12 protein-coding genes and 1 tRNA gene are annotated in these 14,935 nt (G+C 27.4%); 3 read left to right on the top strand and 10 right to left on the bottom strand.

Annotated features, from left to right (window positions below; all coding sequences use genetic code 4):
* Positions 1-31: 31 nt before the first annotated feature.
* Both leuS and EELLY_RS00420 read right to left on the bottom strand, forming a co-directional pair.
* Positions 32-2,440 carry a leucine--tRNA ligase gene (leuS, locus tag EELLY_RS00425; protein WP_104205553.1) on the bottom strand — a complete coding sequence of 803 codons (2,409 nt, stop codon included), beginning with the start codon at positions 2,438-2,440 and terminating at the stop codon, positions 32-34.
* Between the two features lie 95 nt (positions 2,441-2,535).
* Positions 2,536-2,612: transfer RNA gene (locus EELLY_RS00420), tRNA-Ile, on the bottom strand.
* A 347-nt stretch (positions 2,613-2,959) separates the two neighbouring features.
* Here EELLY_RS00420 and EELLY_RS00415 point away from each other — a divergent pair.
* The gene (locus tag EELLY_RS00415) at positions 2,960-3,145 is read left to right on the top strand and encodes a hypothetical protein (protein WP_104205552.1); all 186 of its coding nucleotides are present in this window, start codon (positions 2,960-2,962) and stop codon (positions 3,143-3,145) included.
* A gap of 102 nt (positions 3,146-3,247) precedes the next feature.
* Positions 3,248-3,409 carry a hypothetical protein gene (locus tag EELLY_RS04155; RefSeq protein WP_181021028.1) on the top strand — a complete coding sequence of 54 codons (162 nt, stop codon included), beginning with the start codon at positions 3,248-3,250 and terminating at the stop codon, positions 3,407-3,409.
* Positions 3,410-3,456: 47 nt separating this feature from the next.
* Here EELLY_RS04155 and rpsI read toward each other — a convergent pair whose 3' ends face one another.
* From rpsI to oppD, 7 genes are all read right to left on the bottom strand, one after another.
* Complete coding sequence (gene rpsI, locus EELLY_RS00410) at positions 3,457-3,852, bottom strand: 30S ribosomal protein S9 (protein WP_104205551.1); 396 nt, start codon at positions 3,850-3,852, stop codon at positions 3,457-3,459.
* A complete protein-coding gene (rplM, locus tag EELLY_RS00405; protein WP_104205550.1) occupies positions 3,852-4,301 on the bottom strand; it encodes a 50S ribosomal protein L13 in 450 nt (149 codons plus the stop codon). Before rplM ends, rpsI begins: the two co-directional genes overlap by 1 nt.
* A 94-nt stretch (positions 4,302-4,395) precedes the next feature.
* On the bottom strand, positions 4,396-4,965 hold the full coding sequence (gene tsaB, locus EELLY_RS00400; RefSeq protein WP_104205549.1) for a tRNA (adenosine(37)-N6)-threonylcarbamoyltransferase complex dimerization subunit type 1 TsaB: 570 nt from the start codon (positions 4,963-4,965) through the stop codon (positions 4,396-4,398).
* 1 nt (position 4,966) lies between these two features.
* Positions 4,967-5,455 carry a tRNA (adenosine(37)-N6)-threonylcarbamoyltransferase complex ATPase subunit type 1 TsaE gene (tsaE, locus tag EELLY_RS00395; RefSeq protein WP_181021027.1) on the bottom strand — a complete coding sequence of 163 codons (489 nt, stop codon included), beginning with the start codon at positions 5,453-5,455 and terminating at the stop codon, positions 4,967-4,969.
* Positions 5,442-8,102 carry a magnesium-translocating P-type ATPase gene (gene mgtA, locus EELLY_RS00390; protein WP_104205548.1) on the bottom strand — a complete coding sequence of 887 codons (2,661 nt, stop codon included), beginning with the start codon at positions 8,100-8,102 and terminating at the stop codon, positions 5,442-5,444. Before mgtA ends, tsaE begins: the two co-directional genes overlap by 14 nt.
* Positions 8,103-8,294: 192 nt before the next feature.
* Complete coding sequence (locus EELLY_RS04325; RefSeq protein ID WP_104205547.1) at positions 8,295-10,073, bottom strand: ATP-binding cassette domain-containing protein; 1,779 nt, start codon at positions 10,071-10,073, stop codon at positions 8,295-8,297.
* Positions 10,073-11,830 (bottom strand): oligopeptide ABC transporter ATP-binding protein OppD, encoded by a 1,758-nt coding sequence (gene oppD, locus EELLY_RS00380; RefSeq protein WP_104205546.1) that lies wholly within the window; start codon positions 11,828-11,830, stop codon positions 10,073-10,075. Before oppD ends, EELLY_RS04325 begins: the two co-directional genes overlap by 1 nt.
* A 74-nt stretch (positions 11,831-11,904) precedes the next feature.
* Between oppD and EELLY_RS00375 the strand changes: the two genes are divergently transcribed.
* Positions 11,905-12,396 carry a hypothetical protein gene (locus EELLY_RS00375; RefSeq protein ID WP_104205545.1) on the top strand — a complete coding sequence of 164 codons (492 nt, stop codon included), beginning with the start codon at positions 11,905-11,907 and terminating at the stop codon, positions 12,394-12,396.
* A 125-nt stretch (positions 12,397-12,521) separates the two neighbouring features.
* On the opposite strand, the gene EELLY_RS00370 is transcribed toward EELLY_RS00375, so the two are convergent.
* The gene (locus EELLY_RS00370) at positions 12,522-14,924 is read right to left on the bottom strand and encodes an ABC transporter substrate-binding protein (protein WP_104205544.1); all 2,403 of its coding nucleotides are present in this window, start codon (positions 14,922-14,924) and stop codon (positions 12,522-12,524) included.
* Positions 14,925-14,935 lie beyond the last annotated feature (11 nt).

Below are 14,935 nucleotides of genomic sequence, written 5' to 3'. Positions count from 1 at the left end.
ATAATTTTATAATATTTGTTTATTTTTGTGTTTATTTAACTACAATATTAACAATTTTATCAACTACAACAATTTCTTTTATTATTTGTTTATTACTAATAAACGACTTAACATTATCATTTGATTTGGCTAATATTAGTAATTCTTCTTTGGATGTATTTTTTGCAACTTCGATTGTTGCTCTTAATTTACCATTAACTTGAATAGCTACAATTGTATTGGATAATACTAATTTACTTTCATCAACTGTTGGTCATGTTGATTTTAAAATAGTTTCTTTGAAGCCTAATCTTTCTCATAATTCTTCGCCAATGAATGGTGCAAATGTTGAAAGCATTTGTACAAAACCTTCAATATAAAGTTTATAAATTGGTTTACCTTCTTGTTTGTAAATTGCATTAACAAACACCATAAGTTGTGAAATGGCTGTATTAAACTTTAAGCTTTCAATCATATCAGTAACTTTTTTAACAACATCATTATAAATAAAATCTAAACTTTGATCATTGTTATTAGTTAAAGTAGCATTATTAACCATTCTAAAGGCCCTATGCACTCATTTTAAAGCTGAATCTAATCCTTCTTCACTTCAAGGCAAAGAAGCTTCAAAAGGACCCATAAACATTTCATATAATCTTAAACTATCAGCTCCATGTGTTTGAACAACATCATCAGGATTAATTACATTTCCTCACCTTTTGCTCATTTTACGATTATCAGGTCCAAGAATCATTCCTTGATTATAAAGTTTTTTAAATGGTTCTTTTGTATTAACAATTTTTAAATCATACAATACATGCATTCAAAATCTTGCATACAACAAATGTCCAACAGCATGTTCTTGTCCACCAACATAAACATCAATTGGTAACCACTTTTCAAATAGTTGCTTTGCTTGTTGTGAATCAATATCAATAAATTCGTTTTCAGCAATAGCTAAAATATAAGCTAAGAAGTATCATGATGGTCCAGCTGAATTTGGCATTGTATTAGTTTCTCTTTTATATTTAACACCATTAATTTCAACATTTACTCATTCGTCAACTTTGGCTAAAGGTGATTGTCCATCACCACTTGGTTTAAAGTCTTTAATACGTGGTAGTACAACTGGCAAATCTTCTACTAGTACAATGCTTCCATCTTCTCCATGCAAGATTGGAAATGGTTCTCCATAAAACCTTTGTCTTGAAAATAATCAATCTCTTAGTTTGTAATTAGTTTTGACAAAACCAATTTTGTGTTCTTCCACATACTTAGTCATTTTTTCAATTGCTTCAATTCTGTTTAAACCGTTAATTAATTCTGAATTAATATGAATAGATTCTCCTATAAAAGCTTTTGATTGATCATCTGTTTTTAAAACAAATTTAATTGGTAAATTAAATTTAGTTGCAAATTCTCAATCACGATTGTCATGAGCAGGCACTGACATAACCGCACCAGTTCCATAATTGTTTAAAACATAGTCACTAATTCAAATTGGCACACTTTCATTAGTTATTGGATTAATTGCATAACTACCTGTAAAAACTCCAGTTTTAGGTTTTGATTCATCTTTTCGATCTATTTCTGATTTATTTTTAGTAGTTTTGATATATGCATTAACTTCTTCTAACTTGTCTTTAGTAGTCAACTTCAATACATCTTGATGTTCTGGGGCCATCACAATATAACTAACGCCATAAATTGTATCAACACGAGTTGTAAAAACATTAATATTTATATTGTTGCTTTTAAATATAACCTCAACACCAGTTGACTTACCAATTCAGTTTCTTTGCAAATCTTTAATTGAAGAATTTCATTCGACTTCTTCTAAGCCTTGTAATAAACTTTCTGCATACTTAGTAATTTTTAAAACTCATTGTTTCATGTTTTTTTTAACAACAGGATAATCTCCACGTTCACTTAACATTACTCCATCTTTTTCAACTATTTCATCATTTGCTAGAACAGTCCCTAACTCTTGGCATCAATTAACTTCAACATTTTTGTATTCTGCTAAACCTTTTTTATACATCTGAACAAATATTCATTGAGTCACTTTGTAAAAATTCGGATTTGATGTAGATATTTCTTTATCATAATCATAAGTAAATCCAATCATCTTTAATTGATTTTTGAAATTAGCAATATTTGCTAAAGTAAAATCAATTGGATCATTACCCGTTTTTAAAGCATATTGTTCTGCTGGTAAGCCAAATGCATCTCAACCCATTGGGTGTAATACATCATATCCCTGCATTAATTTCATTCTAGATATTACATCAGTTGATGTATACCCTTTAATATGCCCAACATGAATACCAGCCCCTGACGGATATGGAAACATGTCTAATATATATGATTTTTTATTAGAAGTATTACGAGTTTTAAATGTTTTGTTTTCTTCTCAATATTTAGCTCATTTTTTTTCTATTGCTTTGTGTGAAAACTCCATATTACTCCTTTAATGTTTTTTAACTATTATTTATTTTACTATTTTTCAAAAATAAAAAAAGCAACAATCCAAAGATTATTGCTTGTCTTTCTAAATGGTCGGAATAAATGGACTTGAACCATCGACCTCTCCGTTATCAGCGGAGTGCTCTAACCAGCTGAGCTATATTCCGAAAGCAAAATAATTATATGTTTTTTCGCTCTATAAGTCAATAAAAACTTGCTTTAATTAGAATGTTATGTCCTTATTGGTTTTAATACTATTGATTTAAAACAAAAAACTTATTATTTTAATATATATAATGTTTAGCATTAAATATAATTAATAAATAAGGAGTTATATAAATGGTTAAAGAAATTGGAAACATAAATTTAATTTTTAATTTTTAATGAAGAAGAGTGAAACGATTTTATTTCAAGAAACTCTCAAATATCAATTCAGTACATAGCTTTTTTAGCAAAACTAATATCTAGTGAAGAAGATAAAAAAGATATCAATTATTCTGAATTAAGAGATTTAATGATTTATGAAAAAAGAATAAAATATAACGTTTATAAGTTTTTATTATTTTTTGAAGAAGGTTTGACAAAGCAAATAATAGATAAGGAAAGTGAAACTTGCCAAAATTACTATATGTCAAATCAATGAGAAGATAAATCTGACAAATTTGAAAAAATGAAAAACTATAATGAACAAAAAATTTAACTTTGGTTGAAAATTAGATCAACTAAAGAAAATGAACTTAATTAATCAACAACAATATGAGATGACTATAAAAAGTCAATTAGAGAATTAAGAAACAAAACTATGCATTTTAATTGTATTTACATTGACTTAAATAGCATACAAAATTGAATTGTAGAACTATTTGAATATTTACCAGAAAATTTTCAAAAAAGTTTTAAAGAAAATATTGCAAAATCTAGTAAAAACTTAAAAATAAATAGTAAATTTATTTTACAAGTATAATTGAAAAATAAAGTTGAAAAAAACTCTCAATAGAGAGTTTTGTTTTTTTAACGTTTTGAGAATTGAGGTGCTCTACGTGCTCCACGAAGTCCGTATTTTTTACGTTCTTTAATTCGTGCATCACGAGTTAGTAACCCAACTGATCTTAAAACTTTTCTATAGTCTTCACTAGCTTCTAGCAAAGCTCTTGCAATTCCTAAACGAGTTGCTCCAGCTTGTCCAGTAAATCCTCCACCTTTAACAGTAACAGTGATATCAAAATCTTTTTCTGTTGCTGTTGCTACTAATGGTTGTTCAAGTTCTTGAACCAAAGTTGCATATGGAAAGAATTTAAGTGCAGGTAATCCATTAACAATAATTTCACCTTTACCAGGAGTTAAAATAACTTGAGCAACTGAAGTTTTTCTTCTGCCAGTTCCTCTATAAATAACTTTATCTGCCATTATTTATTATCTCCTTTTTTAAATTCTAATACTTGTGGTTTTTGAGCTGCATAAGGGTGCTCACTTCCAACAAATACGTGTAATGCTCTAAATTGGTTTGCTCCTTGAACATTTTTAGGTAGCATAAGTTTAATTGAACGCTCTAAAATTTTTCTAGCATCTAATTCTCTTTGAACAGCTACTGTTCTTCTTCTCAATCCACCTGGGTGCATTGAGTGGTGGTAGTAAGCTTTATCTGATTCTTTTTTACCAGTAAATACTACTTGTTCTGCATTAATAATGATAACGTGGTCACCATTATTAATATGTGGGGTAAAGTCAACTTTATGTTTTCCTCTTAAAATTCTAGCTATCTCAGTAGATAGTCTACCCACGTTTTGTCCTGCAGCATCAACAATGTATCATTCTTTTTTGATATCTTTTGCTGCAATCAAAGTTGTTTGTTTCATGTGCTTATTTCTCCTCTTACATTGACTTGTCCGGGGTCTTATAAGTGTAGTAAGCATATTTATTATAATACATTTGATATTTTATTTATAGTACTTAAATAAAACTTTTTATATAAATTGGGCTTATCTCACTTGTGGTTTGGACTTTTTGAAACTGTTTTAATGCGTTCAATACGTTAATTTTAAAGTCAATACCATCATAGTCTTTTATTATTCTATACTCTAAAAATTGTTTTTGTAATTCTTTTAGATCTTTTTGTTCAATTAAGTAAGGTTCATTTATTACTTTATTATTGTCATAAACACCACAATAGTACTTATATGATCTTGCATCCAATAAACTTATACATTTTTTTCCAACAGCTTGCAAAGCTAAAGAGTCAATTAAAAATACATTAATTTCATTGTTTAAAGTTTTAAGTGTTTTAACAATGCTTAGCCCAACTCTAACACCAGTATAACTACCCGGTCCTTTAGTTACATAAAAATCTTTTATGTCTTTTAGAATCAAATTATGATTTTTTAAAAGTTTAACAATATTGCTCATAGTAATATCACTTACTTTTTTAGTATCTTTTTGAATAAATTCTTCAACAATTTTGTTTTGTTCATTAATTAGAATTAAACATAACTGTCAGTTTGTTGTATCTATAAATAATTTCATCCTATATACCTTCTATAATGAATTGTCTTGAAGTTTCATTTATTTTTTTTATTTCAATTTTAATAGTTTTTTTATTATCTAAATTTAATTTAATATTTGTTCACCACTCAATAATGTTTATTGCACCATCAAATTGTTCAATAAACATTTCCAAATCATTATTTATGTCTAAACGATATGCATCCATATGATTAATTAGTTTATTACAAATATTATATTGATTTAGTATTGTAAAAGTTGGTGAAGAGACATTTTTTATAATCCCCAAAGATTTAATTAGGGCCTTTGTAAATGTTGTCTTGCCAGCCCCAAGATCACCAGTTAATAATATATAAATTTCTCCATTAATAATTGAAGCTAAATCTAAAGCTATTTTATTAGTCTGCTCAACAGAATTACTAGTTATTATTTTAATCATAAATAAATTATAATATTTACAAAAAATACTTGTTGTAATAACAAGTATTTTCTTTTTTTTATAATCATTCATGAAACTTTTTAATATAAAGTGTTTTGACTAGTTGAGCTAATACAATATAACAACTAACAAAACCTAAAGCAACAAATAAGAATGATCATGCAGGTGTTGACATTAAAACTAATCCATTAATTGGAGTAAATGGTATTAATATAGCTGTCAAACAAATAACTATTGTTGCTATCATCATTAATAATGAAGCTTTTGATTTAACAAATGGTATCTTTTCTGTTCTATAAACTTGCATAACTGCAGTTTGAGTCATCAAACCAACAACGAACCATGAAGCATGGAATTTCATTGCTGCATCTTTAATGTCAGGGTTTGGACCACCGCGGAACTCTACTAAGTGGTATCCAAAAATTAAAACTAAAAATGTTGATATATCAAATATAGAACTTACAGGCCCATTAATAACAGCAAATCAAATTATATTTTTGGTTGTAAATGGTCTTGGTTTGTCTAAGAAACTATCATCAACTTTATCAAATACTAATGCAAACATTACAAAGTCGTACAATAAGTTTTGTAACAATAAGTGCAGCGGAAGCATTGGTTCTTCTTGAGTTAAAAATAGCGCAACAATAACAGATATAACGTTACCAAAGTTTGAGGCAACAGTTACTTTAATATATTTCAACATGTTAGCAAGACTCTTACGCCCTTCAACAACAGCTTTTTCAATAGCCATTAGTGATTCACCAGTTAAAATCATATCAGCTGCATCCTGTGCTATATTAGAAGCTTCACTAAATGAAATAGCAACATCAGATTCTCTTAGAACTGGCGCATCATTAATACCATCTCCCATAAACCCAACAACATGCCCTTGTGCTTGTAGTGCAGCAATTATTGTTGATTTGTGAATTGGAGACAATTTAACAAAAACATTAGCTTCTCTTACAGCTTTAAATAATTGTCTTTCACCCATTTCTTCAATTTCAATACCTGTATATAATTTAGTAATATTAAAGTCAACATTTTTACAAATAGCTCTTGTAATGATTTCATTATCACCTGTTAATACTTTTGTTGATATTCCTTTTAAAGCTAAATTTTTAATCAACTTTTTAGAAGTTTTTTTAGGTTTGTCAAAGAATGTAGCAAACCCATAAAAGATTAATTCTTCTTCAACGTCTTCATCTTGTAATAAATTATGAGCAATACCAATAACTCTATAACCGCCCATATTTAACTCATGAGTTTTTTGTAGGATTTTTTTCTTTTGTTTCGCATCTAGCTTTTCAATTTTTCCATTAATAGAAATTCTATTACATACTTTAAGTACTTCTTCAACAGCACCCTTAGTAAAAATTTCTTTATCTTTTTTAGTTGTTAAAATAACAGATAAAATTTTTCTTTCAAAATCAAAAGGAATTTCTCATTCTTTATCATATGCATCAACATCAGGTTTTTTAATTCTTGATGATAATACAGCAACATCAATTGGATTTTGAAAACCAGATTGAAAGTAACTATTTAAATATAATACGTTTTCTAAAAAATCAGATTTTTCACCATTAACACCCGATACTTTATCCAAGCTAATTTCACCACTTGTAATAGTACCTGTTTTATCAGTGCATAAAATATCAATAGCTCCAATATTTTGAACTGCGTTAAGGTTTTTAACAATAATTTCTTCTTGTTCAATTTCTTTATAACCTCTTGTTAAGTTAGAAGTTACAATAATTGGTAGCATTTCTGGGGTAATACCAACAGCAATAGCAATAGTAAACATTACACCTTTTATTCAGTCATTACTTTGAAATCCAGATATTAATAAAACTATTGGTGTTATTGCCAACATAAACGCAATTAAATATATAGTAATTTTTTTGATTCCTTTTTCAAATGAAGAATCTTTTCTTTTTTCTTTAACTTTATTATCAATTAATGAAAAATAAGTATTTTGACCAGTAGCTACAACTATTGCAATCCCACTGCCAGACATTACTTCAGTTCCCATATAACCAATATTGTCATAATTTAAATGAGATTCAAATTCTCCATCATTAGTATCTTTTTTTTGCACTGGGAAACTTTCACCTGTAAGTGATGATTGATTTACATATAAGTTGTTTGATCACAAAATTCTTACATCAGCTGGAATAATATCTCCATTAACAAGATAAATAATGTCACCAGGAACTAGTTCATCATTTTCAATAACTTCAGCTTCTTTAATCATTCTGATTGAATTGGCATTATCTAAAGTTTTATAATTATAAGAAATATTTCTAATTACTTTTGAAGTTTTTTTACTTTCTTTTAACATTCTTTTAATAACTATATGTGATCTTATTTCTTGAACAAAAGCCATAGTACCACTAGCAATGATCATCACAAGAACAACAATAGCTGCTACCAAAGAAAAAATTTCTCTTTCACCCACATACTCATAAAAATTAAATGCATCAATAAGTATCAATATTATGTTGAATGGGGCAAAAAATGTTTTTAAAAATACTAGAAAAAAATTAAATCTTGATGGTTTTAATTCTTTACCACCGAATTTTTCTCTATTTTTATTTACTTGGTTATCATCTAAACCAAATTTATTAATTTCAAATTGTTTTAATAATTTATTATTGTCAGAGTCTACATAATTGATTAATTCAAATTTTGTATTATTGTTTATTTTTTTTAGTTTTTTCATAAATCTCCAGTCTATGAATGCCTAAATATTAATAATCTTTAACGTAGAAAAATTAGTGATATATAAGCACTCTTGATAAAATTTAATTCACTTAATAAACTCTGGGAAGGAATACTCATAAAATCACCTCTTTCTTATTCTTTGAGATTATAGCATAAAAAAAACATCTAAGAAAAGATGTTTTGTTTTAAACTATTTTTTGATTATTTTTTTGATTTCTTTTAATTCACGTTTGTTAGCTAAAACAAAATGATTTTCACTAACTTCAACAAACTCAGGTGTATCAAAAATATAGTCAGGATGTTCTTCTTTTGGATCGTACACAATTAAACTTTCATCAAAGTTGTAACTTGGATCTGGTTGAGGAATTGCTGATAACAATGATCTTGTATATGGGTGAAGAGGATTTTTAAATAACTCTTCAGCTTGCGCTAATTCAACTACATCACCATGATAAATAACTGCAATTCTATCAGCTATAAATTTTACAACTGATAAATCATGAGTAACAAATAAGTATGTAAGATTATATTCTTTTTTAAATAATTGAAATAAATTTAACACTTGAGCTCTAATTGAAACATCAAGTGCTGAAATTGGTTCATCAGCAATAATAATTTTTGGTTTTAAAGCCAAACTTCTAGCAATACCAATACGTTGTTTTTGCCCTCCTGAAAATTCATGAGGGTAACGCGACAAGTGCTCTGGTAAAAGCCCAACTGATCTAACTAAATTTAAAATGATATGCTTTTTAACATCATCATCTTTTTCAATTTGATCAATTGTTATTTGGTTATCTAGATTAAGTTCATTAAAGTATCTTACATAGTCTAAACGAGCTTCTTCTGATTTATATAAATCAGTAAAGTTTTCTAAACCTTCAGAAATAACTTCTTCAACAGACATTCTTTCATTTAAAGAAGAACCTGGATCTTGAAAAATCATTTGAATATTTTTTCTATTTGCTCTTTTTTGTTCTTTTGTTGGTTTTGAAAATAAATAAGATTCACTTACAAGTTCGTCAATTGATGGTAAATGTAGATATTCAATTAGTTCAACAATTGTACTTGTTTGTCTTTCCGTCAATAAATCTTTATTTTTTAATTGATTTTCATACTTTTCAATTAATTTAGCTCTTTTGTTAGAAGGAGACGAAAGATCTAAATTTTGTTCTTCTAAAGTTGTAGCAATTTTGATTCTTCTAAAAATTCGATCATCATTTTCTTTTATTAACTTTAGCTTACTAAAAATAAACTCCATTAAATCCATAAAAATAGTTGCATCTCTGTTTTTTCTGGCAAACTTAATTTTTTTTCTAATTTCTTCTAAGTCAAAGAAATCCAAACTCATTTTATCTTTTAATCTAATAATGATATCCAATGTATCTTCATTTTTAGCTAAAACAGATTGTTCTAGCTGTTTTGATATTTGAGGTATGTATTCATTAATACCAGAAACAAACTGATTAATTCTTCTAAAATCCTTAATGATATCGTTTACATACTTTAAATTATCTTTTGTTAATCTATGAACTAAATTGATATATGATGAAGAAAATACATTTCTTCATCTAGCACTTCTAAAAGCTTCGTCTTCATCTTTATACTTTTCATATGAATTTTTCAAATTTAAAATAATTTTGTCAAAGTAGTGCGAATTAACCGCATACTTAGATTCAATTAATTTAATTTTATTGTACATTTCTTTGTTTAGTTTAAATAAAGAAGTTGGATTACCAGCAACCAATTGATTATCTAAATAAATTGACCCATCAGCTAATGTTTGAACACCAGCAATAGCTCTACCAATAGTTGTTTTTCCAGATCCTGACTCGCCAACTAAACCAAATATTTCCTGTTTATATATGTCAAAGTTAGCACCTTTAACAGCTTGAAACTTTTTTCCTTTATTTCGGAACTCAATAGTTAAATCTCTAACGTTCAATAAAACATCTTTATTATTTTTTAACATTATTTTGTACCTCCTTTTTTAGCAATAACAGTTTTTTTAGGTGTTGCTGCTTTTGAAAGTACAGAACTTTTTGTTTTTTTAGGACCAATATTTTTATCAGCTTTAGCATGTAATAACCATGTTTTAGCATAATGTGTTTCAGAAACCTTAAACATTGGAGGTTCATGTAAATAATCAATAGCTAATGCATATTTATTTCTTGGAGCAAAAGCGTCACCTTTAATTTCATTAAATAAACTCGGAGGTGTTCCACCAATTGAATATAGGTCTTCTCCTTTAGTTCCTAATTGAGGTAGTGATAATAACAGAGCTCATGTATAAGGATGTTTTGCATTATTAAAAATCTCTTCGGTTGTACCTATTTCAATTATTTGACCAGCATACATGACAGCAACTCTGTCAGAAATGTTTGCAACAACTCCTAAATCATGAGTAATAAATATTACAGAAAAATGATATTCTTTTTGTAAATCTTTAATCAATTTTAAAATTTGAGCTTGAATAGTTACATCAAGTGCTGTTGTTGGTTCATCACAAATTAAAATTTTTGGTCTACAAGCTAAAGCAATTGCAATAACAACCCTTTGTCTCATACCACCTGAATATTGACCAGGAACATCTTTATAACGAGATGAAGGATTTGGAATACCAACTTGCTTTAATAACTTAAGTGCTTCTTTTTTTGCCTGTTCACGAGACATTTTTAATTGCTTAATCAAAACTTCTGTAATTTGAAATCCTACAGTCAATAATGGGTTTAAAGAAGTCATTGGATCTTGAAAAACTGTAGCTATAGTTTTTCCTCTTATTTCTCTAATTAATTTGTTTGCACTTGACTTAGTTTTAGTATTCAATATTTCATTTCAATCAAACATGATATTAGCGAAATGTTCTTCATCAACTTTTTTATTTTTGATAATTTCTTCATAAATTACTTTTAATTCTTTTTCAAATTTAACTAAATGATTTCTTTCTTCAAAGTAAGAATTAAATTTTTCTATATTTTCAAGAGTAATTGCTTGTTTAGTTTGAATAAAACTTTCTATGTTTGAAATTATTTCTTTAATTATTGCTTGTTCTTTTAAAGTTAAACCAGCAACTTTTTTTATATCGCCTTCTAATAAAATCAGTTTATTTTTTAAATCACTAATTTTTTTGTTTTGCAAGTCAACACTTAATAAAATTTCTTTTTTAATATTAAGTACATTTATTTTATTTTCTGCTTGAGTTAATTTAAAAGCGTCATTTCTTTTTTTGAATTCTTTAGCTTTTTCAGCTTTTTGAGATATAAATAATTCTAATTTTACTATTTGAGAATCAATTTCTGATATTTCATTTTCAATTAAAAGTTTATTATTCTTAAATTTTTCTAAATTTAAAATTTCTTTTTTTATTTTACTAATTTCAGCATTAGTAGTTTTTTTAACAAATTTTATAACATCACTCAAAATTAATTTTTTTTCAATATTAACTATATCAACAGGACTTTTAAAATATGATTTTTCATCATTCATAGCACCTTGATTTGGTGTATATATAATTGATCCATCATTTATTCAACCATTTGAATCTAACATTCCGGTGAAAGTTTTAGTAATAACCGACTTACCTGAACCTGATTCGCCAACTAGAGCTAATACTTCACCATCATATAAATCAAAAGAAACATTTCTAATTGCAGTCAATACTCGACTTCTAACTCGAAATTTAACTTCTAAATTTCTAATTGATAATATTTTTTTATTTAAGTTTGACATTTTTCTCCTTTTTTATTAATTAATTTTTCTAAAATTGATTTAAAATTAATCTTAGATTTTGTGAGGTTAATTTAATGAATAGAATAAATGCAAGCAATACTGATTCTAAAAAATCAAAAAAAGAAGTTCATGAATTTAAAAAGAATAGCATTGAACAAGATATTAACTCAAAGGTTGAAAAACACGATTCTAAAGCAATGTATAAAAGTATCAATTACAAAGTTTCTAAAAAAATGCGTTGATATGATTATTTAACTGTTTTAAGTGTTTCTACAACTTATATTATTATTTCACTTTTAATGCAAAGATTTATTAAATTTAGTAAAAATGGTAATAATATTTTTGAAATACTTATAACAACTGGTTTTATATTGTTTATTGCATTATTTATAATTAATGGTTATTTAAGAAATAAAAAAACCGCTAAATATTTTAATAACAAGATCAAAAGATACGAAACCACTTTAGATGAAAAAGAAGGTTTTAGTAGAAGAATATCAAAAATATTTATTTTAATATCCTTAATTCTTTTTATTACATCTATTGCATGTTGATTAATATTATAAGCTTAAAGTTTTCATTATTTGCACCTTGCGGTGCTTTTATTTTTCAATTACGCGATTTTTAAAGATCACATAATTGAAAAATAAAACAAGTTTTGCTTGTTTTATTTATAAAGTTGATCAGTTTATTAAACAGTGGTTGATTTTGTAGGTGTTTTAAACAAAACATTATTTGCTTTACCTGTTGAAGGTCTAGTGTCTATTGCTTCTTTAACCAACTTATATTGATTTATCTGGTAATCATATTCTTCTTTTGTTGCAATTGAAGATGATTTTTGTTGAGTAAATGTTCTGGCTGTAGATAAACCATATATAGCATGCCCATATGTATAAGGTTTAATATACGAAACTTTATATTCTTTATACTGATTTCTATTGTAGAATGGTGTAAATAAAAAGTCAATATAAATAGCTTTAGCTTCTTCCTCAGCAAAATTATTGTATCTGTCATCTGTTGTGTCACCTTCATTAGTGTCAATTTTTTTTACCTTTGTATCATAAGAATTAACTATTTCCATAAATGAATCTGTAGCTGATGTTTTAAGTTTTTTATCACCGTTTTCACCAAGATCATCAGTTAATCTTCTAAACCCATGGTAAGCAGCATAATCTCCATTAATTTTATAAGTAGCTAAATATGAATATGGGTCAGCATAATCTGGTCCTCACCCACTTGACGCCAAGTCAAACTTACCTGACCTTTGAAGTGCAGTCCAGTCTTTGTGAGTGTTGGAAACCGGAGCAACAATTTTTAAAGGATTGCCTTCAATTTTGTTAAAGTTATCAAACATTTGAACCAAATATGGGTTAGTAACAGAATTATCTGGAGATAATGCTCATATCAATTCAACTTTACCCTCTTTTGTTTCAATACCATTGTCTTTTATGTGTTTATTAATTGCTGCAATTAATTCACTTTGGTCTTGATTTGAAAGACTTATTGAATTATTTAAAAATGGATCATGGCCCTCTTCAAGATCTTTTGATTTAACTTTTTTGTTTGTTAATCTTTCTACTGCTTCTTTTACGTATTCAACGTAATCTTTAGAACCAATTTCTCCATCACCAAGATCAGCGCTCGGATTGATTGCGAAGTTTGGCGATGTATAAATATTTCTAACATTTTTTGATACTTTTTGATCAACTGTGTCAAATTTTTCACTATAATATTTTACAAAATCACTTCTATTAATACTTGTTGCTAAAAATTCTCTAGTTTCTTTTAATTGTAAAACTTTACTCGCTGCAATAGCTTTTGAATCCCCAGTTGCATTAGCAAAGTTGTAGTAGATACCAAATGAAAAATCTTTTACTGGATCAGTACTGTAGACACCAGTAAATTTTGGATTTAAAGAATCTTCACCAACATATTTATTTCAACCAGCTTCATCAGTTTGTTTTACTACAAAACTATCAACTTCTCCGGCTTCAAACATTTCTCTTGCTTTTGATGATGTAGGTTTAGCCAGATATTTTCAGTTAATAGTACTGATTGAAGTTTTTTCTGCAAAATGGTAGTTATCATTTTTTACAAGAGTTTTGTCATCACCATCAATTGATTTTGGCAAGTAAGCTCCACTGAATGCATCAATAGGAGAATTTGCTAATTGATCAACATGTGCATCATAAATAGGTGAAAAACACCCATAAGTTAAAACAGTTTCAAAGTAAGTTGAAGGTTTTGTTAACTCAAACTTAACAGTTCCCTCTTCTTCATTAATATGAAGTCCAAATCCAGGTTTTAAAATTTTGACTGGTTCTTTTGATTCAACCACTTGACCTTCTTTATTTTTTAATTTATAAAATACTTCACCAACTTTTGAAACTTTTTCTAAGGCTTTTTTTCAAGCAGCATCAATTAGTTTATTTTCTTCAGTTTCTGATATACCATTTTCATTTGGTAGAGCTACATAAGCAGAAAATAACTCACTTAATTCAGTTGCATTTAATATAAATGACTCTCATAACATTGAAAGATCTGAACCTTTTGATGAATTTAAGATATATTTTGCTGTATTTTCAAAATCGGAAGCTTTAATATTTCTTAGAACTCTGCCAGTTTTATCAAATCATTTTGCATTACTACGTATTTTATATTGCCATAAACTTGCATTAAATTCAACGTCTTGTTCATCACTAACTATTTGAGAACTTTCGTGTTCTGAAGATTCAGACTTTTTAGGTGCAGGATTTCCAACATAAGGACTATTACCATTTGAATCAGCATATCCAGATTCAAAGACATCGCCATATGTTCTTCCATATTCATCAATTCCTAGAGCTCCTGCGTATAAATTTGCCAAGAATTCTCCATCTCCAGCCAATTGAGTATGAGCTGTATTTCAACCTTCAACTGGACTTTGATAAGTTAAAGTTAAAGTTTTAGTGTCTCTTCTTCTCTCAAGAACTTTTTCTAATGAAATACCAGTTTTACATGATACTACCGCTACTGAAGCCGATGAAGCTATGAAACCAGCTGCAAGCAATAAAGCTAAACCACGATATTTTGTTTTGTTATTTAATTTGTTCATAAATTTTCTCC

The sequence above is a fragment of the Entomoplasma ellychniae genome, assembly GCF_002930155.1.
In the GTDB taxonomy this organism is placed as follows: Bacteria; Bacillota_I; Bacilli_A; order Mycoplasmatales; family Mycoplasmataceae; genus Entomoplasma; species Entomoplasma ellychniae.
Note: the sequence above shows the minus strand (reverse complement) of the source record. Positions and strands in the feature narration are given on the sequence as shown.